Annotated in this window: 23 protein-coding genes; 13 read left to right on the forward strand and 10 right to left on the reverse strand. The window is 67.3% G+C overall.

Annotated features, from left to right (window positions below; translation table 11 throughout):
• Window positions 1-76 precede the first annotated feature (76 nt).
• The 3 genes from egtB (at window position 77) to egtD (ending at window position 3,448) form a co-directional block, all read left to right on the forward strand.
• A complete protein-coding gene (gene egtB, locus IBX22_RS13055; protein ID WP_375540238.1) occupies window positions 77-1,426 on the forward strand; it encodes an ergothioneine biosynthesis protein EgtB in 1,350 nt (449 codons plus the stop codon).
• A 52-nt stretch (window positions 1,427-1,478) separates the two neighbouring features.
• Window positions 1,479-2,414, forward strand: a complete 936-nt coding sequence (locus tag IBX22_RS13060) for a class II glutamine amidotransferase (RefSeq protein ID WP_228538803.1) — start codon at window positions 1,479-1,481, stop codon at window positions 2,412-2,414.
• Between the two features lie 62 nt (window positions 2,415-2,476).
• Window positions 2,477-3,448 (forward strand): L-histidine N(alpha)-methyltransferase, encoded by a 972-nt coding sequence (gene egtD / locus IBX22_RS13065; RefSeq protein WP_194815850.1) that lies wholly within the window; start codon window positions 2,477-2,479, stop codon window positions 3,446-3,448.
• 23 nt (window positions 3,449-3,471) lie between these two features.
• Here the strand turns inward: egtD and pth are convergent, their stop codons facing one another.
• Both pth and IBX22_RS13075 read right to left on the reverse strand, forming a co-directional pair.
• A complete protein-coding gene (gene pth / locus IBX22_RS13070; RefSeq protein ID WP_194815851.1) occupies window positions 3,472-4,047 on the reverse strand; it encodes an aminoacyl-tRNA hydrolase in 576 nt (191 codons plus the stop codon).
• Between the two features lie 17 nt (window positions 4,048-4,064).
• A complete protein-coding gene (locus IBX22_RS13075) occupies window positions 4,065-4,697 on the reverse strand; it encodes a 50S ribosomal protein L25/general stress protein Ctc (RefSeq protein ID WP_194815852.1) in 633 nt (210 codons plus the stop codon).
• Window positions 4,698-5,101: 404 nt separating this feature from the next.
• Here IBX22_RS13075 and IBX22_RS13080 point away from each other — a divergent pair, with 404 nt between their 5' ends.
• Window positions 5,102-6,700: a peptide chain release factor 3 gene (locus IBX22_RS13080; RefSeq protein WP_375540263.1), complete on the forward strand. Its 1,599-nt coding sequence runs from the start codon at window positions 5,102-5,104 to the stop codon at window positions 6,698-6,700.
• Here IBX22_RS13080 and IBX22_RS13085 read toward each other — a convergent pair.
• Both IBX22_RS13085 and IBX22_RS37450 read right to left on the reverse strand, forming a co-directional pair.
• On the reverse strand, window positions 6,697-7,239 hold the full coding sequence (locus IBX22_RS13085) for a nuclear transport factor 2 family protein (RefSeq protein ID WP_194815854.1): 543 nt from the start codon (window positions 7,237-7,239) through the stop codon (window positions 6,697-6,699). The two genes, IBX22_RS13080 and IBX22_RS13085, sit on opposite strands and share 4 nt — an antisense overlap.
• A 108-nt stretch (window positions 7,240-7,347) precedes the next feature.
• Window positions 7,348-8,235: a DUF4393 domain-containing protein gene (locus tag IBX22_RS37450; RefSeq protein ID WP_309234597.1), complete on the reverse strand. Its 888-nt coding sequence runs from the start codon at window positions 8,233-8,235 to the stop codon at window positions 7,348-7,350.
• Between the two features lie 301 nt (window positions 8,236-8,536).
• Between IBX22_RS37450 and IBX22_RS13095 the strand changes: the two genes are divergently transcribed.
• From IBX22_RS13095 to IBX22_RS13110, 4 genes are read left to right on the forward strand one after another with little or no spacing between them, the layout of a single operon-like run.
• On the forward strand, window positions 8,537-9,859 hold the full coding sequence (locus IBX22_RS13095) for a hypothetical protein (RefSeq protein ID WP_194815855.1): 1,323 nt from the start codon (window positions 8,537-8,539) through the stop codon (window positions 9,857-9,859).
• Window positions 9,856-10,734 carry an Abi-alpha family protein gene (locus tag IBX22_RS13100; RefSeq protein WP_228538804.1) on the forward strand — a complete coding sequence of 293 codons (879 nt, stop codon included), beginning with the start codon at window positions 9,856-9,858 and terminating at the stop codon, window positions 10,732-10,734. Before IBX22_RS13095 ends, IBX22_RS13100 begins: the two co-directional genes overlap by 4 nt.
• 36 nt (window positions 10,735-10,770) lie before the next feature.
• Complete coding sequence (gene pnuC, locus IBX22_RS13105) at window positions 10,771-11,382, forward strand: nicotinamide riboside transporter PnuC (RefSeq protein WP_194815857.1); 612 nt, start codon at window positions 10,771-10,773, stop codon at window positions 11,380-11,382.
• A complete protein-coding gene (locus tag IBX22_RS13110) occupies window positions 11,379-12,479 on the forward strand; it encodes an AAA family ATPase (RefSeq protein WP_194815858.1) in 1,101 nt (366 codons plus the stop codon). Before pnuC ends, IBX22_RS13110 begins: the two co-directional genes overlap by 4 nt.
• A gap of 3 nt (window positions 12,480-12,482) precedes the next feature.
• On the opposite strand, the gene IBX22_RS13115 is transcribed toward IBX22_RS13110, so the two are convergent.
• Window positions 12,483-14,276, reverse strand: coding sequence for an ABC-F family ATP-binding cassette domain-containing protein (locus IBX22_RS13115; RefSeq protein ID WP_194815859.1), 1,794 nt, complete (start codon window positions 14,274-14,276; stop codon window positions 12,483-12,485).
• Window positions 14,277-14,482: 206 nt separating this feature from the next.
• On the opposite strand from IBX22_RS13115, the gene IBX22_RS13120 reads away from it, so the two are divergent.
• Entirely contained in the window at window positions 14,483-15,331 is an 849-nt protein-coding gene (locus IBX22_RS13120; RefSeq protein WP_194815860.1) for an LLM class flavin-dependent oxidoreductase, read from the forward strand.
• Here the strand turns inward: IBX22_RS13120 and IBX22_RS13125 are convergent.
• Both IBX22_RS13125 and IBX22_RS13130 read right to left on the reverse strand, forming a co-directional pair.
• Entirely contained in the window at window positions 15,321-16,256 is a 936-nt protein-coding gene (locus IBX22_RS13125; protein ID WP_194815861.1) for a 4-(cytidine 5'-diphospho)-2-C-methyl-D-erythritol kinase, read from the reverse strand. The two genes, IBX22_RS13120 and IBX22_RS13125, sit on opposite strands and share 11 nt — an antisense overlap.
• A gap of 129 nt (window positions 16,257-16,385) precedes the next feature.
• Window positions 16,386-17,138, reverse strand: a complete 753-nt coding sequence (locus IBX22_RS13130; RefSeq protein ID WP_194815862.1) for an SDR family oxidoreductase — start codon at window positions 17,136-17,138, stop codon at window positions 16,386-16,388.
• Between the two features lie 77 nt (window positions 17,139-17,215).
• Here IBX22_RS13130 and IBX22_RS13135 point away from each other — a divergent pair, with 77 nt between their 5' ends.
• The 4 genes from IBX22_RS13135 (at window position 17,216) to IBX22_RS13150 (ending at window position 20,303) form a co-directional block, all read left to right on the forward strand.
• Window positions 17,216-17,824 carry a TetR/AcrR family transcriptional regulator gene (locus tag IBX22_RS13135; RefSeq protein WP_194815863.1) on the forward strand — a complete coding sequence of 203 codons (609 nt, stop codon included), beginning with the start codon at window positions 17,216-17,218 and terminating at the stop codon, window positions 17,822-17,824.
• 98 nt (window positions 17,825-17,922) lie between these two features.
• A complete protein-coding gene (locus IBX22_RS13140) occupies window positions 17,923-18,126 on the forward strand; it encodes a heavy-metal-associated domain-containing protein (RefSeq protein WP_194815864.1) in 204 nt (67 codons plus the stop codon).
• Window positions 18,126-18,989 carry a hypothetical protein gene (locus IBX22_RS13145; RefSeq protein WP_194815865.1) on the forward strand — a complete coding sequence of 288 codons (864 nt, stop codon included), beginning with the start codon at window positions 18,126-18,128 and terminating at the stop codon, window positions 18,987-18,989. Before IBX22_RS13140 ends, IBX22_RS13145 begins: the two co-directional genes overlap by 1 nt.
• 81 nt (window positions 18,990-19,070) lie before the next feature.
• Window positions 19,071-20,303 (forward strand): cytochrome P450, encoded by a 1,233-nt coding sequence (locus IBX22_RS13150; RefSeq protein WP_194815866.1) that lies wholly within the window; start codon window positions 19,071-19,073, stop codon window positions 20,301-20,303.
• Window positions 20,304-20,325: 22 nt separating this feature from the next.
• Here IBX22_RS13150 and rsmA read toward each other — a convergent pair whose 3' ends face one another.
• The 3 genes from rsmA to IBX22_RS13165 all read right to left on the reverse strand — a co-directional run bounded on the left by rsmA (window position 20,326) and on the right by IBX22_RS13165 (window position 24,132).
• Entirely contained in the window at window positions 20,326-21,207 is an 882-nt protein-coding gene (rsmA, locus tag IBX22_RS13155; RefSeq protein WP_194815867.1) for a 16S rRNA (adenine(1518)-N(6)/adenine(1519)-N(6))-dimethyltransferase RsmA, read from the reverse strand.
• A 443-nt stretch (window positions 21,208-21,650) separates the two neighbouring features.
• A complete protein-coding gene (locus IBX22_RS13160; protein ID WP_228538805.1) occupies window positions 21,651-22,760 on the reverse strand; it encodes a lipase family protein in 1,110 nt (369 codons plus the stop codon).
• A 247-nt stretch (window positions 22,761-23,007) separates the two neighbouring features.
• Window positions 23,008-24,132, reverse strand: coding sequence for a resuscitation-promoting factor (locus IBX22_RS13165; protein ID WP_194815869.1), 1,125 nt, complete (start codon window positions 24,130-24,132; stop codon window positions 23,008-23,010).
• Between the last annotated feature and the right edge of the window lie 155 nt (window positions 24,133-24,287).

Raw genomic sequence — 24,287 nt, forward strand, 5'->3', positions numbered from 1 at the left:
CCCGCATTGCGCTGGGACGCCGGATGGGTGCGAATCCCCCATTCCAGCGCGGATTCATCGACTCTGGAGAGTTCTCGTGACTACTGATCACCTACCCGCGACCGACAACAACGGCACCGAGCAGCTGCGGAGCCAGATCGCCGAAGTGCTCACGCGGGCACGTCAGCGGTCGCTGGCGCTGACCGATGTACTCGACGAAGACGAACTGGTGGCACAGCATTCGCGGCTGATGAGCCCTCTGGTGTGGGATCTCGCGCACATCGGCAACCAGGAAGAGCTGTGGCTGGTGCGCGATGTCGGTGGGCGCGAAGCGGTGCGCTCCGACATCGACGAACTGTACGACGCGTTCAAACACGCTCGCGCCAACCGTCCGGCCCTGCCGCTCCTGGATCCGACCCAGGCCCGGGGCTACGTCGGCACGGTCCGCGAGAAGGTGTGGGATGTGCTGGACGCCAGCGCCTTACGTGGTGACGCCCTGGTCGACGACGGGTTCGCGTTCGGCATGATCGCCCAGCACGAGCAGCAGCATGACGAAACCATGCTCGCCACCCACCAGTTGCGTACCGGCGCCGCAGTGCTCAGCGCAGCGCCCGCACCAGCTGGCACCGTGCCGAATCTCGTCGGCCGCGAAATCGTTATTCCCGCCGGTGAATTCACGATGGGCACCTCGACCGAGCCGTGGGCGCTGGACAACGAACGCCCCGCCCATCGCAAACACCTGCCCGGCTTCGCCATCGATGCGGTGCCTGTAACCAACGAGCAGTACCTGGCTTTCATCGACGACGGCGGCTACGAACGACCAGAACTGTGGTCCGAACGCGGCTGGGCACACCGCCAGGAGGCCGGTCTGGTCGCACCACAGTTCTGGGAACGCGACCCCGCCGGTCAGTGGTGGCGGCGCGTATTCGGGGTGCCGACCCCGCTGCACCCGAATCAGCCTGTCCTGCACGTCTGCTGGTTCGAAGCCGAGGCCTACGCGAACTGGTCCGGCAAGCGACTACCCACCGAAGCCGAATGGGAAAAAGCCGCACGCTACGACCCCGCCACCGGCGCCTCCCGCCGCTACCCGTGGGGCGACAGCGAACCCGACTCCCGCACAGCCAACCTCGGCCAGCGTCTCCTGGAACCAGCGGAAGTCGGCGCCTACCCAGCGGGCGCTACCCCGGCAGGCGTACACCAGCTCATCGGCGACGTCTGGGAATGGACCGCTTCAGGTTTCGACCCCTACCCCGGCTTCAACGCCTTCCCCTACAAGGAGTACTCGGACGTCTTCTTCGGCGGCGACTACCGCGTCCTCCGCGGCGGCTCCTTCGGCACCGACCCGGTCGCCTGCCGCAGCACCTTCCGCAACTGGGACCACCCCATCCGCCGCCAAATCTTCGCGGGTTTCCGCCTGGCCCGCGACCTGCGACCGGAGGAACTCTGATGCGCCGCAAATCAAGTCGTCACCCCCAGCGGCACTGCGGAGGTGGTCGCTGATGTGTAGACATCTTGGATATGTAGGGCCCGAGACTGCTGTCGGCGAATTGCTCACTCGGGGATCGCATTCCCTGCGGACGCAGGCGTGGGCTCCGCGTGAGATGCGGGGTGGCGGGACTATCAACGCGGATGGGTTCGGGGTCGCGTGGTGGCGGGTGGCCGAGCCGGCGCCTTCATCGGAGAGCGAGGGGGGCCAGGTGCTCACGGCGGGGCGCGGGGATATCTCCGGGCGGGGTGGTGTGCCGGACTCCGGGATCGGGGTCGGGGCAGGGCTGGTCGTCAGCAGGTATCGGAATCCGGATCCGATCTGGACCGATCCGGCGGTGGAAGAGGTTCTGCCGCAGTTGAAGTCGGGGTCGGTGCTGGCGTCGATTCGGTCGGCCACTGTGGGGATGCCGGTGGAGCGGGCGGCTTGTGCTCCGTTCCTGGGTGGGCGGTGGGCGTTCAGTCACAACGGTGTTGTGCCGCAGTGGCGGCGGGTGGTTACCGCTGTTTCGTCGGATTTGGATACCGCTGCGACGCAGTGGGGGGCGACGCGGTTGTTCGAGACGGCGCGGTTGCTGGAGGCGGAGGCGGCTACCGATTCGGCGGCGCTGTGGGTGCTGCTGGGTGAGCTGCTGGATTCGGCGGGGCCCGAAGGGTTCGTGGAGTCCCCCGGTGCGGCGCTGGCGCTGCTGGCTACCGCTGTGCTCACTCATGCGTCGGACGCGCGGCTGAACTTTCTGCTTGGCGACGGCGAACAGCTTTGGGCCACAACGGTTCACCATGCGCTGTCGGCGTTGGTCACCGATGACTTCGCGATCCTGTCCTCCGAACCGTACGACGGCGATCCACGCTGGCAGCCGATTCCGGACCGAAGCTTGGTCACGGCCCGTCCCGGCTTCCTCTCGGTGGAGCCGCTGGCGCGGGCCGACTCCCAGGCGGCCGCGCCGTGAACCGGCCGCACGAATCTTCTTCCCTGGCAGCACCTTCGAGTATCACCGAAAGGCGTACCACTATGATCGCACCGACGCTGGAGATCTACCTATCCGACGACGACCTCACCACCGCGTTGCGGAGCGATGCCCGGCTCGGCTTGACCTCGACTCCGAAGTCGTTGCCACCCAAGTGGTTCTATGACGCGCGGGGCAGCGAGCTGTTCGAGCGGATCACCGAGCTGCCGGAGTACTACCCCACCCGCACCGAGCGGGCGTTGCTGGAACGGGTGGTCGGCGAGATCGCCCGGGCCGCGCAGGCCGAGGTGCTGGTGGAGCTCGGCGCGGGGTCGGCCGCCAAGACCCGGCTGCTGCTCACCGCGCTCAGCACCGAGGGTCCACTGAAGACCTATGTCCCCCAGGATGTTTCCGCCTCGGCATTGCGCGCGGCGGCAGACGAGGTCGCCACCGAGTTCCCGGGCCTCGCGGTGCACGGCGTGGTCAGCGATTTCACCGACACCCTGCACAACCTGCCCGGCGGTGGCCGGCGGATGATCGCGTTCCTCGGCGGCACCATCGGCAATCTGGTGCCGGACGAGCGCGCGGAATTCCTGAAAGGCATCCATGAGGTGCTGGAGCCGGGTGAGCACCTACTGCTCGGCGCGGGCCTGGTCATCGATCCGGCGATCCTCGTCCCCGCCTACGACGACGCGGCCGGCGTCACTGCCGAGTTCAACCGGAATGTGTTGCACGTCTTGAACAATCGGCTCGGCGCGGACTTCGAACCGGAGAAGTTCACCCATGTCGCACTCTGGGACGCCGAGCAGGAGTGGATCGAAATGCGTTTGGCGGCAACCGAAGACATGACCGTCACGGTGCGCGACCTCGATCTCACGGTGCGATTCGCGCAGGGCGAGGAACTCCGGACCGAGATCTCCGCCAAGTTCCGCTTGGATGGACTCGAAACCGAATTGAACACAGCGGGTTTCAGCACCGAGCACGTCTGGACCGACCCCGACAACCGTTTCGCGTTGGTGCTGGCGACCCGCACTTAGGAGGCGACGGTGCTGCTGCCGGTCTAATGCAGCTGGTTCTGCGCGGTCTCCAAGCCCACGCGCAGCAGCAGCTCGACAGCATCGGCGGCCTGCTCCACGATCACCGGGACTTCCTTGCGTTCCGGCGTCGCGAACTGCTTGAGCACGTAGTCCGCCGGGTCTTGGCGACCCGGCGGACGGCCGATGCCGATGCGGGTGCGCAGGTAGTCCTTGGTGGTCAAAGCGCTGGAGACAGAACGCAATCCGTTGTGCCCGCCCTCGCCGCCACCGCGCTTGAGCTTGATCGCTCCGAACGGCAGGTCGAGTTCGTCGTGCACGACGATCACCTCGGTGGGCGGCACGGAGAAGAATTTGGCCAGCGCCGCGACGGGGCGGCCGGAGACGTTCATGTACGACCGCGGCTTGGCGATCAGCACCTGACGGCCGTCCAGGCGCGCCTGCAGCAGGTCCGCGCCGGACTTCTTGTGCACGGCAAAACGGCCGCCGACGCGCTCAGCGAGCACGTCGGCGACCAGAAAGCCGATGTTGTGCCGGGTGCGCTCGTATTCGGTACCGGGGTTACCCAGTCCGACCACGAGCGCGGGCACGGAGTCGGTCATCGAAGACCAGGAGATTCTTACTCGGCGCTCTCGGCGGCCTCGGACTCGCTCTCGGCCGCGGCGGTCTCGCCCTCGGTCTCGGTGGTCTCCTCGAGCGACTCGGCGGACGGGGCGGCGATGATGTTGACAACCAGCGTCTCGGCGTCGGCGGCCAGGGTGACACCGGCGGGCAGGGTGATGTCACCGGCGTTGATCTGGGTGCCGGCCGCGAGGCCCTCGATCGAGACCTCGATGGCCTCGGGCAGCTTCATCGCGTCGGCCTCGATGGACAGGGTGGTGGAGTCCTGCTGGACCAGAGTGGAGTGGGCGGCTTCGCCGACCAGGCTGACGTGCACGTCGGCGGTGACCCGCTCGCCCTTCTTGATGACCAGCAGGTCGGCGTGCTCGATGTAGCGGCGGATCGGGTGCACGACGACCGACTTGGTCAGCGCCAGGTGCTTCTTGCCGTCGATGACCAGGCTCAGCACCGCGTTGGTGCCGTGCTGGCGCAGGATGGCGGCGAACGCCTTGGCGTCCAGCGACAGGTGCTGGGGATCGGTGGCGTGGCCGTAGAGAACGGCGGGAACGTTGCCGGCACGACGGGTGCGGCGGGCGGCGCCCTTGCCGAACTCGGTGCGAACGGCGGCTTCCAGAAGGTTGGCGTCAGACATGACTAGATCTACTCCTACGGCTCTACGGTGGCTGTCAGCTGTGGGCCAGGACGGTGTCGCATTGAAGAACACGCATCCTGGCAAGTTGGTCTACTCGTCGGGCGAAGACAACGAGGACGACGGCCATGGAGCCGCGCCGCGTCGATCACGGTGCTGTAAAACACCCTCGCCGAGACAACCCGAACACTGTACCGCAAGCGGATGGCCCGGAATTAATCGGGAGGTCAGCGACTGTACATTTCGGCCGAAACCCCGGGTCGGAGCAGGGAACGGCACACCGCCTAAGCTGGAACGGTTGTCCGTCACCCTGAAAGGCTCATCCGTTGACCTCCTCTGAGGAACTCGCTGACGGTTCGACTTCGCGCGAAGCCGCCGGCGACAGCTCGCAGGTCGCCCCCAAGGGTCTGCCCGCCGAGGTCGCCCGGCGCCGCACCTTCGCGGTGATCTCGCATCCGGACGCGGGCAAGTCCACGCTCACCGAAGCGCTGGCGCTGCATGCCCGGATGATTTCCGAGGCGGGCGCGATCCACGGCAAGGCCGGGCGCAAGTCCACGGTCTCGGACTGGATGGAGATGGAGAAGGCCCGCGGTATCTCGGTCAGCTCCACCGCATTGCAGTTCAATTACCGCGCCGCCGGGTCGGATATCGACAACGTCATCAACCTGGTCGACACCCCGGGTCACTCGGACTTCTCCGAGGACACCTACCGCGTGCTCACCGCCGTCGACGCCGCGGTCATGCTCATCGACGCCGCCAAAGGCCTCGAACCCCAGACCTTGAAGCTGTTCCAGGTGTGCCGCCACCGCGGCATCCCGGTCATCACCGTCATCAACAAGTGGGACCGCCCGGGTCAGGCACCGCTGGAACTGCTCGACGAGATCAGCGAGCGGATCGGCCTGACGCCGACTCCCCTGTTCCTGCCGGTCGGTATCGCGGGCGATTTCCGTGGCCTGCTGCGCCGCGGAAACGAGGGCGACGCCGAGGAGTACATCCACTTCACCCGTACCGCGGGCGGCGCGACCATCGCTCCCGAGGAGTACCTGACTCCGGAAGAAGCCCAGACCCGCGAGGGCGAGGCCTGGACCACCGCCGCCGAGGAAAGCGAACTGCTCTCGGCCACCGGTCAGGACCACGACCAGGAGATGTTCCTCGCCGGGCAGACCTCCCCGGTCATCTACGCCTCCGCGATGCTGAACTTCGGCGTGCGCCAGCTGCTGGAAACGCTGGTCGCGCTCGCGCCCGCGCCCGGCTCGCGCGCCGACGTCAACGGCACCGCACGCGAAACCACCGATCCGTTCAGCGCGGTCATCTTCAAGGTGCAGGCCGGTATGGACACCGCGCACCGGGACCGGCTGGCCTTCATGCGGATCGTCTCCGGCGAATTCGAGCGCGGCATGGTCGTCACGCACGCGCAGACCGGTCGCCCGTTCGCGACCAAATACGCGCTGACGGTGTTCGGCCGGGACCGCACCACCGTCGACACCGCCTACCCGGGTGACGTGGTCGGCCTGGTCAACGCCACCGCCCTGGCTCCGGGTCACACACTGTTCGTGGACAAGAAGGTGGAGTTCCCGCCGATCCCGTCCTTCGCGCCGGAGCACTTCGCGATGCTGCGCGCGCAGTCCGCGGGCAAGTACAAGCAGTTCCGCAAGGCCATCGACCAGCTCGACTCCGAGGGTGTCGTCCAGGTGCTGCGCAACGACGCACGCGGCGACGCCTCACCGGTGCTGGCGGCGGTCGGCCCCATGCAGTTCGAGGTCGTCAGCGCCCGCATGCTGGGCGAATACAACGTCGAAACGCATCTGGATTTCCTGCCGTACACGATCGCCCGGCGTACCGACGCCGCCTCGGCCGACGAGCTGGGCCGCCAGCGCGGCGTCGAGGTCTTCACCCGCAGCGACGGTGTGCTGCTGGCGCTGTTCAGCGACAAGTGGCGGTTGCAGTACATCGAGAAGGAAATGCCGAAGATGACGCTGGAACCGCTTGTGGCAGCGGCCGATTAGGCCTGGGGCTTGCCGGGATCCTTCTCCACCGAGGCGATCCCGTCTTCGCGGGCGATCAGCCCCCACCGGCTGGAAGTCAAACGCAGGCTCGGCAAGTCGCTGAGCGAGAGCACGACCTCGTAGGTGCGCTCGTATCCGGTGTGCGCGATCCGCCAGCGCCCGTCCTCGCAGCGCACGTACTTGTCGGTGTAGAAAGCCGCCCCGCGCAGCAGCATGTTGTGCGCGGGGATCAGCACGGTGTCGGCGAGATACCAAGTGCCCGTTGCGGTATCGCCGTCCACGTCGATCTCGGGATGGTCGCAGCGGTGCTCGGTGATGACGTGCGGGCCGAGGGTGTTGCGCATGAAAGCCAGGAAGGCGTCGCGCGATTCGAACTGCAGGTACTCGCTGTAGGTGGCGGTCGCCTCGGGAATCATGGTCTCGGAAAACTCATCCCAAGACTTGGTGTCGAGCGTGCGCAGATACCGGTATTTCAGGCGGCTGATGGCCGAGACATCATCGGTCCCCCGGTTACCTAGGTGCTGCTCGGCCGATCCCATAACTCAACAATCCCATCTGAAGCCGCGATGCTTCAGGAGATTTGTATCATCTCGCTATCAATCTCCGCCGAAGATCAGAAATCTCCGTCATCCCGGCGAACGCCGGGATCAATTACCGATACTGAAGCAGGTTCGGCAGAAGTCCTCGCCGAATTCGGTCAGCCGGAGGCTCTTGCGCACGATCTTCGGCGCCCGCCCGGCCTGCTTGAGCGCCGCCTCGACCACCGGCTGCACCTCGAGCACCATGTAGCGGCTCAGCACCACCGGATCGTCCGAGGTCAGGGTCAGGCCGAGCCGGCTCAGGTTGATCAGATAGGAGCGCGACCGGTCCGGGTAGCGCACGCCCGCCTGCTCCGGCACCGAGGTCAGATCGCCGCGCACCAGCTCCGAGCCGATGCCCAGCGGCCGGTTGGTGCGCACATCGACCGCGGGCTGCGGGCCGTTGAGCGCCATGAAGCGCAGGATGCGGGCTTCGTCGGGGGCCAACTGGTCCAGGATCCGGTCGTAGGCCGGGTGCACGTCCTCGGTGAAGTAGACATCCGCGGACCGGGCGAGCAGCGCGTCCCCGCGCCGGCGCAGCTCCTCGGTGCTTGCCGAGCGCACCTGGGAACCCATGGTCAGGGCCGGCTGCTGGCTCGGGCCGTTGTTGTTGCCGGGAGTCGGTACGTAGCTGACGATTTCGCGCACCGATCCCTCGGTGACGCCGAGCGCGCTGCGCGCGATCGAGCGCAGGGCGTTGCCGGTGCGCTCGGCGATATCGGCGGAGGATTCGCCGTCCAGGGCGGCCTGCGCAATCTCCTTGGTCACCTCGTAGGAGGTGTTGACGGCCCAGGTACCGCCGCGCACGGCGGAACCCGCGGCCAGCCCGGCCGCCCGGAACACACCGCGGATCAGCCGTGCCTCATTGCTGATCTGGCGCTGTTCGACATCCGAGCTGCGCTCCATAGAGCGGGAACCGGCTCGGGTGATGTCCTGTCCGGTCCTGTCGTCTGCCACGTCTTCTCCGATGTATTGCCCGATGAACGAATCTGCCCACAGATTATTGCCCGCCGACGCCCGGGGTATGCCGAACCGAGAGCCGCGCGGGTCACAACCGGGTGACCCCTGCACCGGAATGTGGTCGCGATCATTCTCGCCGCCGGGGCTGTCCGATGCGACATTCCGGCCGCCGATTGTGACTGAGGTCTCGGGCTGTCTGGTACGGCACCGACGGCTGGCTCCACAAATCGGACACCGTGGTGCTAGTTTGAGGGCCCGGCGAGGCGGCGGTGACCGGGTGTGTCGGCAGGAGGGTGTCGTGTTAGAGAGCATTTTCGGGGTACACCCGACGATCCTCCTGGAGTTATTGACGATCCCGCTGTTCACCGGCGTCATCGGCTATATCACCAACTGGACCGGCATTCTCATGCTGTTCAAGCCGATCGCGTTCCACGGCTTCCACCTACCCGGCCTGCGCGCGGTGTTCCCGTTCCTGCCCAAGCGAATTCAGGTGCTGCCGCTGCTGAGCTATGACGGCCGCATCGGCTGGCAGGGCATCGTGCCCTCGCGTGCGGACAAAATGGCCAGCATCGCCGTGGACAAAGGCCTGGCCAAACTCGGTAGCGTCGCGGACTTCTACCGTGAGCTCGAACCGGACAAGCTGGCCGAGCAATTCATCAGCGTCGCCGACGCGCAGATCGAGAACATCGTCGAGGAAATCCTGCGCCGCGAGCATCCTCAGCTCTGGTACAACCTGCCCACCCAGGTGCGCGACATGGTGCACGCCCGGGTGCGCCAGCAGCTGCCCGACATTCTGCGCGAACTCACCGAGGAATTCGGCGCCAATATCGATCAGCTGCTCGACGTCAAACAAATGGTGATCCGCTACTTCCAGGCGCGACCGCATCTGCTGAATACGCTGTTCCAGGTGCTGGGCGCGAAAGAGCTGCGGTTCATGCAGAACTTCGGTTTCTACTTCGGCGCCCCGATGGGTCTGGTGCTGGTCGCGGTCCTGCATGTGACCGGCTGGTCCTCGCTGGTGGTGCTGCCGGTCGGCGGCGTGATCATCGGCTGGGTGGTCAACTACGTCGGCCTGAACATGATCTTCGCGCCCGCCTACCCGAAGTGGTGGTGCCCGTGGCGGCAGGGCCTGCTGATCAAGCGCCAGTCCGAAATCACCGACGGCTACGCCGAATTGGTGTCCAGTCAAGTGGTGACCGTCGCCAATATCGGCGACGAGCTGCTCAACGGTCCGCGCTCGGACCGCACCATGCAGATGCTGGAGGACACCCTGCGCCCGGCCGCCGACCGCGCGCTCGGCCCGGCCCGGCCCGCGGTCAAGTTCATGCTGGGCAGCCGCGAATACGATTCGCTGCAGGACACTTTGACGCACGAGGCCAAGGCCATCGCCCCGATGGCCTTCGCCGACCCGGACTTCAACATCCGCCAGGGCCGCCAGATCAACGACTACATCGCCAAGCAGATGTCGCAACTCTCGCCGCCGGACTTCGTCGACATGCTGCGCTCGGCCATCAAGCAGGACGAATGGCTGCTTTTTCTGCATGGCGGTGTGCTGGGCCTGTTTGCCGGATACGCTCATATCCTGATCTTCGGAACGGGAGTAGCGACAACATGGCTATGACGGAATCTGACGGCGGCGACCATCTTTCGGCCGTCGAGCGATCCGCTGACGCACGCCCGTCGACGGAGATCGCCCGGCGGCCGGTAACTCCCCTGCCAGTTCCCGAGCCCCCCGCGCGCACCCGCCCGTCGGCGCGCGAAACCGTCCGCGCCGGTGTCGGCGTTGCGCGCGTTGCCATTTCGGCGGCCTCCAAGGCCACCGCCTGGGGCGTGGGCACCGCGGCCGATGTCGGCAAGACGGTGGTGCGCGGCAGCATCGCCGGCGCACCGGCCGCCGAGGTACTCGCCGAAGCCGAATCCGAATTCAAAGGCGCGGTGCGCCGCGCGCTCGGCATTCCCGGCGCCGGCACGGAGGCCACCGAGGTGCCCGCACTGCGCGAACAAGGCGCCGCGCTGTTGCGGCTGTCGGCCAGCACGCACGCCGAAAACCAGGACATCCACCCGGCTTTCGCGCGAATGCTCGCCGATCTGACGCCCGATGAAGCGCGCATTCTGCGCTTCCTGCACACCGACGGTCCGCAGCCCGCCATCGATATCCGCGCCGGACGGCCGCGAGCGCTCGGCTCGGAACGCCGGGTCTCGGGACTCACCCTGCTCGGTGAGCACGCCGGGCTGCGCTTCCCGAACCGGATCCAGCAGTACCTGCCCAACCTGACCCGGCTCGGCCTGATCGAGTTCGTCTCAGAACCGGTCGGCAATCCGAATCGCTACCAGCTTCTCGAAGCCCAGACGGCCGCCCGGAATGTCTTGAAGCGCTCCGGTTTCGGGACCAAGGTGTTCCACCGCAGCATCCTCCTCACCGCCTTCGGCGCGGACTTCATCCAGACCTGCCTGCCGATCGTCGTCGACGGGGATCGGGCCGCCGGCACGGAGTAACAGTGGCCTGCGGGCACGCGACAGGAGGGGGCCTTCGTGGGCTGGGCGACGAGCTGGACCGAGATCCTCGGGTTCGCGACGGGTGCGCTGTGCGTATGGCTGGTGGGGCGGCAGCATATCGCCAACTGGCCCATTGGGATTGCCAACAATATCTTCTTCATCGTGCTCTTCGCCCAGGCCGGGCTTTACGCCGACGCTGGGTTGCAGGTCGTCTTCATCGCGCTGGCGGGGTACGGGTGGTGGTGCTGGATGCACGGCGGTGGGCCGGGGTCCGCCGAGGTGCTGCCGGTGCGCCGGACCACGACTACCGAATGGGCGGTGCTCGGCGTGGCCGGGGTGACGGGGGTGTGCGCGCTCACCGTCCTGCTCAGCAGTGCTACTGATTCCAGCGTTCCCTTCTGGGATGCCCTCACCACCGGGCTTTCGCTGATGGCCACCTACGGGCAGTGCCGCAAGCGGCTGGAGTCGTGGTACCTGTGGATCGCGGCGGATCTCGTCTATATCCCGCTGTACATCCACAAGAACCTGTACCTCACGGCCCTGCTGTATACCGGCTTCCTCGCGTTGTGCGTGGCCGGGCTGCTGCGCTGGCGGCGCTCGATGTCCAGCCCCGCCCCGGGCCGCGAAACGCTGGGCGCAACAGCATGATCCGCTTCGGCCACGGTTTGGTGCTGGGCAAGTTCTACCCGCCGCACGCCGGGCACCACCATCTGGTGCGCACCGCCGAGGCCCGGTGTGCGCGACTCACCGTCCTGGTGTGCGCGTCCGCCGTGGAATCGATCTCACTGACCGACCGGGTCGCGTGGATGCGCGAGGCTCATCCGGATGCCGAGGTCGTCGGCGCGGTCGACGACATTCCCGTCGACTTGCACGACCCGGCGATCTGGGACGCGCACATGGCGATTTTCCGTGCGGCCGTGGCGGATCCGGTCGACGCCGTTTTCACCTCGGAGGAATATGGGGCCGAGCTCGCGCGGCGGTTCGGTGCCGAGAACATCTGTGTGGACGTGGACCGGACGGAGTTCCCGGTATCGGGGACGGCTGTGCGGAAGGACCCGGTGGGCTCCTGGGAATTCCTCGGCCCGGCCGTCCGGGCCGCACTGACCCGACGGGTCGTGGTCCTCGGCGCCGAGTCCACGGGGACGACCACGCTCTCGATGGACCTGGCCGCCCATTACCGGCGGCGCGGCGGCATCTGGGCCGACACCGGCTGGGTCGCCGAGTACGGGCGTCGGTACAGCGAGGAGAAGCTGGCGGCCGCGCGGGCCGTGGACCCGGCGGCAACTTGGGCCGCAGTGTCTTTCAGCTCCGAGGAGTTCCCCGTGATCGCCCGCACTCAGGATGCGTTGGAAGACAGCGCGGCCCGGCACGGCGCGCCGGTATTGATCTGCGACACCGACTCTTTCGCGAGCGGGATCTGGCACGAGCGGTACCTGGGCGGACGCAACGCGGAGGTCGAGCGGATCGCCGCCCGCACCCGGCGCGACCTCTACCTGCTGACCGACGACGCCGGAGTTCCGTTCGAAGACGACGGCCTCCGGGACGGCGAGCACCTCCGGCCGTGGATGACCCGCCGCTTCCGGGAGGAGCTCGCGCGCACCGGCAAACGGTTCCGGATCATGCGTGGCGACCGGGCGGCCCGGCTGGCCACGGCTGTGGCGGCGGTCGACGAACTGCTGGCCGAGGGCTGGCAGTTCGCGGACCCGCTGCCCGAAATCGTCCGGGCCGCTACCGAACCGGTGTAGCGATCACTCCGCGTCCTCGGCCAATTCCATCCAACGCTCCTCGGCCGCTTCCTTTTCGACGCGGACCTGCTTGAGCTCGGCACCCAGGGACATGAGTTTGTCCGAATCGGTGGCGGCTTCGGCCAGGGCGGCGTGCAGTTTCTTTTCGCGCTCGTCGAGCTTGCCGATGAGGCGTTCCAGCTTGCCGAGTTCCTTACGGGCGGCGCGGTAGACGGCGGAATCCGTTGCCGACGCGGCGGATTCGGCCGAGCCCGCACGGGCCAACAGGGGCGTGTTCTGGGCGGCACGCTTCTTCAGGTATTCGTCGATGCCGCCGGGCAGGTTGGTGAGTTTGCCGTCGCCGAACAGGGCCCAGGTGGAGTCGGCGATGCGCTCGATCAGGTAGCGGTCGTGGCTGATCACGACCAGGGTGCCGGCCCAGTTGTCGAGCAGGTCCTCGAGCTGTTGCAGGGTGTCGATGTCGAGGTCGTTGGTGGGCTCGTCGAGCAGCAGCACGTTCGGCTCGGCCATCAGGATGCGGGTCAGCTGCAGGCGGCGGCGTTCACCACCGGAGAGGTCACCGACGGGAGTGCGCTGCCGGGCCGGGGTGAAGCCGAGCCGCTCGGCGAGTTGCCCGGCGGAGATCTCCTTGTCGCCCAGCATGATTCGCTGCGCGACCTGCTGTACCGCTTCCAGCACGCGCATATTGACGGGCAGGTCGTCGAGTTCCTGTTTCAGCCAGCCGATTTGGACCGTCTGGCCTTGAATCCGCTTGCCGGTGGCCGGTTCCGCGCCACCCGCGAGGGCGCGCAGCAGGGTGGTCTTGCCGGAGCCGTTGACGCCGACCAGGCCGACGCGCTCACCCGGCGCGAGCCGCCAGGTCAAGTCCTGCACCAGCTCCCGGCCGTCCGGGGTGGTCAGGGTGACGTCCTCGAGTTCGATGACCACGCGTCCGAGGCGTTTGCGCGCGAACGCGGCCAGCGAGACGCTGTCGCGCGGCGGCGGCACGTCGGCGATCAGCGCTTCGGCGGCTTCGACCCGGTAGCGCGGCTTCGAGGTGCGCGCCTTCGCGCCACGACGCAGCCAGGCCAGTTCCTTGCGCGCCAGGTTCTGTCGCCGCGCCTCGGAAGCGTCGGCCTGCCGCGCCCTTTCGGCGCGCGCGAAGATCCAGTCGCCGTAGCCGCCCTCGTAGCTCTCCACCTTGCCGCCGACGACCTCCCAGGTGTTGGTGGCGACAGTGTCGAGGAACCAGCGATCGTGGGTGACGACGACGAGCGCGCTCCGGCGGTTCAGCAAATGCTGCGCCAGCCACTGCACACCTTCGACGTCGAGATGGTTGGTGGGCTCGTCGAGGACCAGCAGATCCAGATCGCGGACCAGCGCGGCGGCCAGCGCGACGCGGCGACGCTCACCGCCGGAAAGATTGTCGATCAAGGCGTCCATGCCCAGGCCTTCGATACCGATGCCCTCGATCACCGTGCGGATCCGCGGGTTCGAAGCCCACTCGTGCTCGGCGACGCCGTCGGTCATCTGGTCATCGGCGAGCCCCGCGAGCACGATGGCTCCCACGGTGGACCCCGGCGGCAGCACACCGCGCTGGGTGACCACGGCGATCCGCAGCCCACCGACCCGGCTCACCCGGCCGCTGTCCGGGGCCTCGATACCGGTGAGCACCTCGAGCAGGGTCGTCTTGCCACCGCCGTTGAGGCCGACGACACCGATCCGTTCGCCCGCGTGCACGCCGAGCGAAACGTTGTCCAAGAGCGGCTTGATACCGAAGCTCTTGGAGACCTGCTCCAGGTTGATCAGGTTGGACATAGATCCTTCCGGGGTTACGCCGAGGGCATCGGGCAGATAGTTGCCCCCGGCAAGGGTACCGAGAGTGGCCGAGCGGCGGAGATCCGCGCAGGGGTTGCGCGACGAACGGTGTTCGTTTAGATTGCAATTCACGAACAGCGTTCGTCACAGACGCTGTTCGGCGATCAGCTAGCACTCGCATTCATTCCCCACCCTGGAGGTTTTCTGTGAAGTACGGCCTCGGCCTGCCCATTTCCGACCCCGTCCTACTGCTCGACTGGGCGACGCGGGCCGAGGCGGCCGGGTTCAGCACCCTCGGCCTGCTCGACCGGCTCGCCTACGACAACCCCGAACCGATGATCGCGCTCAGCGTCCTCGCGGGCGCCACCTCCCGCATCAAACTCCAGACCGAGGTCCTGATCGCTCCGCTGCGCGAACCGTCGCTGCTGGCCAAGCAGGCTGCCACGCTGGACCGGATGTCCGGTGGGCGCTTCGTGCTCGGTCTCGGCGTCGGCGGCCGCGCGGACGACCACGTCGCCTCGGGCACCGAGCTACGCACCCGGGGCCGCCGCATGGACGAACAGCTCGACACCATGCGCCGCCTGTGGTCCGGCGCAGCGCACAGCGCCGACTGCGGTCCGATCGGCCCCGCGCCACTGCGTCCCGAAGGCCCCGAACTGCTCTTCGGCGGTTTCCAGCCCGCGGCTCTCGACCGCGTCGGCCGCTGGGGTGGCGGCTTCCTCGCCGCCGCCGCACCTTCGTGGGCGGGCGGGCTGTTCGACACCGTCCGCCGCTCGTGGAAAGACCACGGCCGCAACGGCGAACCTCGCATCGTCGCCCAGATCAACGTCGCACTCGGCTCCCCCGCCCTGGTCGAGGAAGCCCGCGCGTCCATGGGCGACTACTACCAATTCACCGGCCGCGCCGACAATATGGTCGCCGGTATTCGCACCACACCCGAGGAAATACGCACGGCCAGCATGCAATTCGAAGAACTAGGGGCCGACGAGATCATCTTCTACTGCTACGGCAGCGACCCCGATCAGGTCGACCGCCTCGCCGACGTCAGCGCTTGACCTGGGCATCCGGCGGCAGAATCCGCGCACCCGGAACCGGCCCGCTGGCCGTGCGCACACTGCGCGCGACACCCTCTCCCGCCAGCTCCGCCGCCACCGCCACGGCCGCGGCTTCACTCTCACACAGGAACGCGCAGGTGGGCCCGGACCCTGACACCAACCCGGCCAGCGCCCCCGCGGAAACCCCTGCCCGCAGGGTCCGCCGCAACTCCGGCTTCAACGAGACCGCCGCCGCCTGCAGGTCGTTACCCAGCAGGGGCGCAAGCTGTTTCGCGTCACCGGACGCCAGCGCCTGCATCAACTGCTCGGGCGGGCCGAGGCGCGGCGGGTCACCGATCTCCCGCAAGCGGTCCAGTTCGGCGAAGACCGACGGCGTGGAGAGCCCGCCCTTGGCGAAGGCCAATACCCAGTGAAAGGTGTTGCGGGACAACACCGGAAGCAGGCGCTCTCCGCGCCCCGTGCCGAGCGCTGTCCCGCCGTGCAGCGAGAACGGCACGTCACTGCCCAATTCCGCTGCCATCGCCAGCAATTCGTCGCGGGTGAGCCCGATATCCCAGAGCTCGTTCAGTCCGACCAGGGCGGCGGCGCCGTCGGCGCTTCCGCCGGCCATCCCGCCCGCCACCGGAATGCCCTTGGTGATGGCGATTTCCACCAGCGGCACCCGGCCGGCCAGGTGCGCCAGCCGGACCGCCGCCTTCCACACCAGATTGGTGCGGTCGGTCGGGACGTCGGCCGCGCCCTCGCCACTCACCTTCACGGTGAGCGCGGCGGCGGGCGAGATGTGCAGGTCGTCGCTGAGCGAGAGCGCCTGGAACACCGTCGTCAGGTCGTGATACCCATCCGCGCGCAGGTCACCGACTCCGAGGTGCAGGTTCACCTTCGAGGGGGCGCGCACGGTGACGGGGCTGGGCACTACTGACAACACGGTGCCCAACTCTAATGGGTGGATCCACACGCAGTCGGCCACGATATGAAATGTCCACGCCTCTGAGATGCACAAGCGACAACTGATTTCGCGAGCACACGGGTAACTCGCCGCGGAGAGGCGGGTGAGCTACAGCAAGGCGCCGCCGGTGGCGTCGATCCACTGTCCCGTAACCCAGCGCGAGTCGTCGGAGGCCAGGAAGCCGACGATATCGGCGACATCGGCGGGCTGCCCGACCCGATTGAGCGGCGACAAGCCCGACACCTGCGCCTCGGCTTCCGGATTGCGCAGCCAGCCGGCGTTCATGTCGGTATCGATCACGCCGGGCGCGACCGCATTCACGGTGATGCCGCGTGCGCCGGCCTCCTTGGCCAGGATCTGGGTGAACGAATCGATCGCGCCCTTGGTCATGGTGTAGGCGATCAGCTCCGGCATCCGCGCGCCCTGGGTGAGGCCGGTGGAGATATTGACGATGCGGCCGCCGTCGCGCAGCCGGTCCAGGCCGAGCTTGGTGACGAAGAACGGCGCCTTGGTGTTGACCGCGAAGACACGATCGAAGTCGGCCTCCTCGGTGTCGCTCAGCGGCTCCCGGACGCCGTCGATGCCGGCGTTGTTCACCAGGATGTCCAGCCCGTCGGCGTGCGCGTCGAACGCGGTCCACAGCGCGGCGGCATCGCCGGGCACGCCGAGCTCGGCGCTGATGGCGAAAGCAGATCCGCCCGCTTTTTCGATCGCGGCAACGGTTTCCTTGGCCGCTTCCTCATTACCGTTGTAATGCACGGCAACTCGCGCACCGTCGCGCCCCAGCCGTTCCGCGATGGCGCGCCCGATTCCGCGGCTGCCGCCGGTGACCAGAGCCGTCTTGCCTGTCAGTGCACCCATGCCGGGTTCCTTTCTCTAACGATCACTACAGAAAGGACGGTAGCACATTATCTAGTGAGCGCTATAAAATGGTTGACATGGCCACACCGACCCGGGGACGACCCCGCTCCTTCGATCGAGAAGAAGCCCTGGACAAGGCCGTTCGACTGTTCTGGTCCCGCGGCTACGAAGCCACCTCGATCGGCGACCTGACCGCCGCGCTCGGCATCGGCGCGCCAAGCCTCTATGCCGCGTTCGGCGACAAGGCCAAGCTCTTCGCCGAGGTGGTGCAGACATTCGGTGCGCGCTACGGCGGATTCCTGCCGCGCGCCCTCGAGGAGGAACCGACCGCGACCGCGGCGGTGCGGCGCATGCTGCGCGAAGCCGCCACGGAGTACACCCGGCCGGGTTGCCCGCACGGCTGTTTGGTGATGAGCGCGGGGATGAACACCACCAGTGTGGAGATCGCGGATATGCTGCGCGGCCTGCGCAATCGGAATATCGAGGTGTTCACCGAGCACATCCAGGCCGATATCGACGCGGGCCTGCTGCCGGCCGATGCCGACGCCAAGACCTTGGCGCGCTACGTCGGGACCGTCCTGCAAGGCATGTCACAGGCCTCGCGTGACGGGGCAACAGAGGCCGAGTTGGCGACGGTCGCCGAAATGGCCATGGCGAGTTGGCCGTCCTGGTCGGCATCGCGCTGAGGCGGCCCTTGCGTCATATACCCCCTGTGGGTATGTTTGGTTTTGGTCAGGGGATACCCCTGGACCGTACGATCGAGGACGAGCGAAGGAGTCGGACGATGGCTACCACCACCTACACCGTCAAAGGCATGACCTGCGGACACTGCGTCAGCTCGGTCAAATCGGAGATCGGCAAGATCGACGGCGTGACCAGTGTCGACGTCGACCTGGCCAGCGGGGCCGTGCGGGTCGACAGCAGCGCGCCCGTCGCCGACTCCGAGATCGCCGCCGCCGTCGACGAGGCGGGCTACGAGGTCGCCTGATGCGGGATCGGCTGAAACTGGCTGCGGTCGGTGGTGCGCTCGTCGTCCTGTTCGGGGTGGCGCTCGGCATCGGCGCCCTGGTGGGCGATCCCGGCGGTGACTCCGTCAACAGTCAGCAGGATGCGACCGGACTCAGCGAGACCGAGTCCGGTTACACCATGGCCGACCTGACCGCCCCCGCCGGGCCGAATCAGCCTGGGGCGCTGCGCTTCCGGATCACCGGGCCGGACGGCGCGCCAGTCACCCGATTCACCACCCAGCACGAGAAGCAACTGCATCTCATCGTCGTTCGCTCCGACCGCACCCAATACCGGCACGCCCATCCGGTCATGGATGCCGCGGGCACCTGGTCGATCGACTGGACCTGGACAAAGCCCGGCACGTACCGCGTGTTCGCCGATTTCGTCCCCGAGGCTTCCGGGCGTGATCTGGTCCTCGGCAAATCACTGACCGTGACCGGAAACCCAGAGCTGCAACCACTTCCGCCGCCCTCCCGCACCGCCACCGTGGACGGCTACGAGGTGACGCTGAACGGCGAACAGAGCACCGCGGGCAGCGAACTGCGCTTCACCATCACCCGCGACGGCCGGCCCGTCACCGATCTCCAGCCCTACCTGGGCGCCTACGCCCACTTGGTCGCGCTGCGCGCCAACGACCTCGCATATCTGCACACCCATCCCCAGGGCGCGGTCGGCAAGACACCACCCGGCCCGGAGGTCGTCTTCCACACCACAGCCCCGAGCGCCGGGGACTACCGCCTGTACCTGGATTTCGCCCACAACAATTCAGTACACACCGCCGAGTTCACCGTCACGGCAACCGATTCCACCTCCCCCGGCGGCCACTCCGGCCACCACAACTGACCGCGAGTCTTCGAAATCCCGCTCCCGCGACGCACTCTCAGCGCAGACTGAACTGTTGCGAACTGCACTGGGGGCGAAACCATGTCGCACGACTTCGATTTGAACAGTCCGGAGAACATCGCCGATCCGTACCCGAGCTATGCCCGGTTACGCACGGAGGCACCGATCTACCACTCGGCCGATCCCGACCTGTGGATCATCAGCCGCTACGACGACGTGCGCGCCGTACTGCGCGACCCGGACCGCTTCTCCTCCGATGTCGGCGGTCTCGAATCCGATCCCTTCAATCCTGGCCTGGAAATGCCGAGGTGGTTGACGGGCCTGCTGTCTCGGATCTCGGCGGTGCGAGTGCTGCTCACCAGTGATCCCCCGGACCATACGATCCTGCGGCGCAAAGTGAGCCGCGCGTTCACCCCACGCCGGATGGCGGCCTGGGAACCGCGGATTCGTGAGGTCACCACGCGACTGGTGGACGACATGCTGGCCGCCGACCATCCCGCCGACCTGGTACACGATCTGGCCGCGCCGTTGCCGACCACGGTCATCGCCGAACTGCTCGGCGTCCCGACCGAGCGCAACGACGATTTCAAACGCTGGTCGGACAATCTGATCAACGGGCTGCTCACCGGCGGGCCGCGAATCCCTATGGTCCGCAGCGCGATCGCGATCTCGTGGTTCTTCCTGCGCACTATCCGCCGCCGGCGGCGCGACCCGGGCGAGGACCTGATCAGTCTCCTGATCACCGGCGAGGGTGACGAGGCGCTGTCCCAGTGGGAGCTCATCACCTTCTGCATCCTGCTGCTCGCCGCCGGCCTCGAGACCACCACCAACCTCATCGCCAACGCCATGCTCGCCATCTTCGACCGGCCAGTGCTGCGGCAGCAGCTGTGCGCGAATCCCGAACTGGCCGCGGCAGTTGTCGCGGAAACCCTCCGTTTCGACAATCCCGCTCAAGGCCTGATGCGAGTGACGCGGACCGAGGTGACGCTGAGCGACATCACGATTCCCGCAGGCGCATATGTCATTCCGCTGATCGGTTCGGCCAATCGCGACCCGGATCGATGGGCCGACCCCGACGAATTCCTGTTGCACCGCCCAAACCTCGGCGAGCACTTGGCATTCGGCTCTGGAATCCACTACTGCATCGGCAATGCACTGGCCCGCATCGAAGCCACTGCGGCACTGGAGGAAATCGCCCGCCGGCTACCGGACATGGCACCAGCGGGGACGCCAACTCGCATCACCAGTCCGGTCCTGCGTGGTCTCCGCAGTCAGCCAATTACATTCACCCGCACCAAGATTCCAGCCCGATAGCGCAGACCAGTTTCGATCTCCGTCAGGCCTGAGCTGCCAGGCGGACGTAGGCGGCCGTGTCGAGGGTTTCGCCGCGGGCGGTGGGGTCGATGCCTGCGGCGACGAGGCGGCGTTCGGCTTCGGCCGGGGAACCGGCCCAGGAGGCGAGGGCGGCGCGAAGGGTTTTGCGGCGTTGGGCGAATGCGGCGTCGACGACTTCGAAGACGCGGCGGCGGTGTGTTTCGTCGGTCGGCCACGGGGGTTCGGCGTAGCGCTCGACACGGACCAGCCCGGATTCGACGCGTGGGACCGGCCAGAAGACCTGGGTGCCGACGTGGCCCGCGCGGCGCACCTCGCCGAAGAAACCTGCCTTCACGCTGGGGATGCCGTAGATGCGGCCACCCGGTTCGGCGGCCAGACGGTCGGCGACCTCGGCTTGCACCATCACCAATGAGGTTGTGATGCTGGGCAATTCGGCCAGGAGGTGCAACAGGACCGGAACGGCGACGTTGTAGGGCAGATTCGCGACCAGTGCGGTCGGCATCGCGGGAAGTTCGGCGGCGGTCACCCGCAACGCGTCGGCTTCCACCACCTGCAACCGGTCCACGAGCTCCGGCGCGCGATCGGCGACCGTCACCGGAAGATGCTTGGCGAGCACCGGGTCGATCTCGACCGCGACCACCGAATCGACCACGTCGAGCAGCGCCAGCGTCAGCGAACCGAGCCCGGGACCGACCTCGAGAACGACGTCGCTGCGCCCGACTCCGGCGGCCGAGACAATCCGGCGCACCGTGTTCGCGTCGTGCACGAAGTTCTGCCCGAGCTGCTTGGTCGGCCGGACGCCGAACCGCTCGGCCAGCGTGCGCACCTCGGCGGGACCCAGCAGCGCGGCGCTCCCACGAGCGGAAACATCAGATTCGGACACCAGTAGAACCTACCAACCCCGGCCACCGGCCCCGCGCAACCGCCCGGGCACCCACTCCCGACAGCAAGACACCGCCCGCAGCGCTTACAGGCCGAACGCGTATAGCAACCAGCCCATCCACACGTGCTCCGGCGCCCCGATCATGAACTGGTACGCCGCATTCGAGATCCCGTTGACGAAGTTCATCGCCGTGTCCTTCCACTACCCCGCTACCTGCGAAATCGCAGATCAGGATGCCCTCGTTACCGCTCAGCAAGTCATCTGACCGCCGTCACAACAGGCCGCCACCCGCGCTGCGAAGCAAGCCTGCGCGCATCGGGCACCCTCCCGTCGTCGCGGAAACTTTTGGCCGGGACCCGGCGGTGCGCACGGGCCCCGGCCAAAGCGCGCCGCGGATGACGGGGAGTCTCGTCCGTGGCGGGTTCGGGGGCTGTTACTCGGCTTTACGCGTGTGCCGGCGTGGCTTTGATCCCGGCGAGGAAGCCATCGATTCCGGCGAGCATGGCCGGGTTCAGCTCGCAGTGCTCACCCGTGCCGGTGATCGTCTGGAAGTTCTCGCCGTTGGCGGCGAGCTGGGCGACCAGCGCGGCGTGCAGCGGGGAGGGCACGGTCTTGTCGGTGACGTTGATCAGCAGCAGGATCGGGGCGTCGTAGCCGCTGGTGGGCACGGTCAGGTAGTCGTTGAGCGCGGTGCGGATGCGGTCGTCGGAGAGCGGCTTGGCCATGAGCTCGCCGATGCTGAGGCCCTGCACGCGGGCGTAGACGTCACCGAAACATTTGGTGCTGACGTCGTCGAGGACGGACTTGCCCAGCGGGGTCAGGTAACTGTCGACGTCCACGTCGGGGCGGGCCTGCCGCAAACCGGCGAGGATGGCGACATAGAAGCTCAGGGCCCCGTCGGTGCCCTCGACGCGCGGGATCGCGGGGCCGGCGAGCGGCAGCACCTTCTCCACGTCCGATTCCGGGTCGACCGCGATGGTGCCGCGGAAGTCCAGCTCGGGGGCGTAGGTGGCTTGCAGGTGGCCGGTGCCGAGCGCGGCCTGGCCGCCCTGGGAGAAGCCGATCACGCCCCAGGTCGCGGACAGTTCCGGGTGGGTGGCGCGGGCGGCGCGCACCAGGTCGAGGGTGGCGGTGGCTTCGGTGCGCTGCTCCAGGTAGGGGTGTGCGCCGGTGTTGAAGTTGCCGAGGCCGAGGTAGTCGGGTGCCACCACGGCGAAGCCCTGGTTCACCATGCGCTGGATGATCGCGTCCTCGCGGGTACTGCGCGGGTTGGACTGGCCGCCGCAGCCCGGTCCGAGACCGCTGGTGCCGTGGTCGTAGGCCATGATCGGCCAGCCGCCCGGCGGCGGCGTGCCCGCCGGGATGATGACCGCCCCGCTGGCGGGTTGCGGAGTGCCGTCGGATCCGGTCATCCAGTAGTCGAACACCTCACCGACCGCACCCTGGGGCATACCGCGCCAGCCGCTGGGCTTGGCTGTCACAGAGATCACCGAGCCGGGCGTATCCGCATGCGCGGGAGCCACATTCACCAGCAGTGCGGTGCTGGCAGACATGGCGGCAACCGCGATGACACGCTTCCAACCGGCAACTCTTCGCATCCGAAACCTCTCTACACACGACCAATCAACAAACCTGGACGAGCGTACAGTTGAGATTCGGTTATTCCGCGGCTATTTAGAGAACCCACAGGGTTTCCTATGCGCCTACACAATTGCGAAGCGTCCCCAAGAGCAAGCCGCTATGGACAAGCTCGGGCAAATCGGGCGAAAGCCCACTGCCGCAGCGTTATTCGAGGAGCCCCTACATACCCAGGCGACTGGTGCAGGCGGGCCAAGCGCCCCAGCCCTGACGCGCTCGGGTGACTTCGCCGATCGCGATCTGCTCTTCACGCGTGGCGAGGTCGGCGCGCGGCGCGTACTTCAATCCGCCCTGGCGCTCCCAGGTGCTCTGATCGAACTGCAACCCGCCGTAGTACCCGTTGCCGGTGTTGATCGACCAGTTACCGGTCGCCTCACAGCGCGCCAGCGCGTCCCAGACCGAACCGTCCTTCACCGGCGGCACCTCGGTGCCCGGCTTGGCACCCTTGCGCACCGTCTTCGGCTGCGCGGGCACGGTGACATTGGAGGCGATCGGCTTCCGATCGACCTCCTGGCCGTTGACCTTGGTGACCGCGAAGGTGACGTCGTGCACGCCGGCGACGCCCTTGTTCTCCACGACGGTGCGGCTCATGTTCATGGTGACGTCTTCGATGACGTTCTCCGGCGGATCCAGCGGCAGCGTCTCGGTCAGGTTCTCCACCCGCTTGCGGGTGACCGTGATGCGCAGGCCGTCGCTGAGCGGAGTGTCGGCGGCGGGTTCGACGCTGTCCTGCTCGATCAGCGGAACACCCGCCGTGGCAAGCGCTTCCCCGATGGTGCGCCCGGCGATCCGGACGTCTACGAAATTGCCGATGCCGTCCAGCAGCGACACCGGACGCGGGCTGGCAACCTGCAGCGTCGCGCCCGCCAGCGGCAGCGGCGCGGTGCGGGCCGGCGCCACGAAGCGGTCGCCCGGGATCTGCAGCTGCTCCAGCGCTTCGCCCGCGGTGAGGCCGGTGGTCCACACCTTCTGCGGCTTGCCGTCGATGGTCAGCGTGATCTCGCGGGCCCGGTTGAACACGATGGTGGCGCCGTCGGCGACGGTGGCGGCCAGCCCGGGGCGGACCAGGTCGCGGTCGGTGACGTCGAACCCGGCGGCGCGCAGCACGCCCGCGACATTGCGGGACATGGTCGCCTGAGTGGACTGGGCGCCGTCGACGATGACCGTGACGTGCTTCCGGTTCATGATCGCCATCGCGGAACCGACGATCAACGTCATCAGCAACGCTGCGACCGCTGCGTAGAGCAGCGGCGAGCGTGACTGGTTGATCCGCGTTAAGTGATACATGGTCACAGGACGATAACGAGGGGAGTGGGGGTGGACAACCGCAGGGCGTGTAACTGCGGCTTTTGATATCACGATCAAATCTCGCAGCCGCAGGTAAATCACGAAACATGGCCAGGATAGTGATCTATACCACAATCCGCGAATCAAGTCCCCTT

The organism is Nocardia sp. XZ_19_385, assembly GCF_015355755.1.
In the GTDB taxonomy this organism is placed as follows: domain Bacteria; phylum Actinomycetota; class Actinomycetes; order Mycobacteriales; family Mycobacteriaceae; genus Nocardia.

What these genes read in the sequence shown, in the direction of transcription:
- IBX22_RS13085 (WP_194815854.1), bottom strand. Translation starts at nt 7,239, where the DNA reads ATGGGATCGGCCGAGCAGCACCTAGGTAACCGGGGGACCGATGATGTC.
- IBX22_RS13160 (WP_228538805.1), bottom strand. Translation starts at nt 22,760, where the DNA reads ATGTCTGCCAGCACCGCACTGCTGGTGAATGTGGCTCCCGCGCATGCG.
- IBX22_RS13115 (WP_194815859.1), bottom strand. Translation starts at nt 14,276, where the DNA reads ATGTCCAACCTGATCAACCTGGAGCAGGTCTCCAAGAGCTTCGGTATC.
- IBX22_RS13145 (WP_194815865.1), top strand. Translation starts at nt 18,126, where the DNA reads ATGCGGGATCGGCTGAAACTGGCTGCGGTCGGTGGTGCGCTCGTCGTC.
- IBX22_RS13135 (WP_194815863.1), top strand. Translation starts at nt 17,216, where the DNA reads ATGGCCACACCGACCCGGGGACGACCCCGCTCCTTCGATCGAGAAGAA.
- IBX22_RS13140 (WP_194815864.1), top strand. Translation starts at nt 17,923, where the DNA reads ATGGCTACCACCACCTACACCGTCAAAGGCATGACCTGCGGACACTGC.
- pth (WP_194815851.1), bottom strand. Translation starts at nt 4,047, where the DNA reads ATGACCGACTCCGTGCCCGCGCTCGTGGTCGGACTGGGTAACCCCGGT.
- IBX22_RS13110 (WP_194815858.1), top strand. Translation starts at nt 11,379, where the DNA reads ATGATCCGCTTCGGCCACGGTTTGGTGCTGGGCAAGTTCTACCCGCCG.
- IBX22_RS13130 (WP_194815862.1), bottom strand. Translation starts at nt 17,138, where the DNA reads ATGGGTGCACTGACAGGCAAGACGGCTCTGGTCACCGGCGGCAGCCGC.
- IBX22_RS13150 (WP_194815866.1), top strand. Translation starts at nt 19,071, where the DNA reads ATGTCGCACGACTTCGATTTGAACAGTCCGGAGAACATCGCCGATCCG.
- IBX22_RS13100 (WP_228538804.1), top strand. Translation starts at nt 9,856, where the DNA reads ATGACGGAATCTGACGGCGGCGACCATCTTTCGGCCGTCGAGCGATCC.
- IBX22_RS13060 (WP_228538803.1), top strand. Translation starts at nt 1,479, where the DNA reads ATGTGTAGACATCTTGGATATGTAGGGCCCGAGACTGCTGTCGGCGAA.
- egtD (WP_194815850.1), top strand. Translation starts at nt 2,477, where the DNA reads ATGATCGCACCGACGCTGGAGATCTACCTATCCGACGACGACCTCACC.
- IBX22_RS13075 (WP_194815852.1), bottom strand. Translation starts at nt 4,697, where the DNA reads ATGTCTGACGCCAACCTTCTGGAAGCCGCCGTTCGCACCGAGTTCGGC.
- IBX22_RS13165 (WP_194815869.1), bottom strand. Translation starts at nt 24,132, where the DNA reads ATGTATCACTTAACGCGGATCAACCAGTCACGCTCGCCGCTGCTCTAC.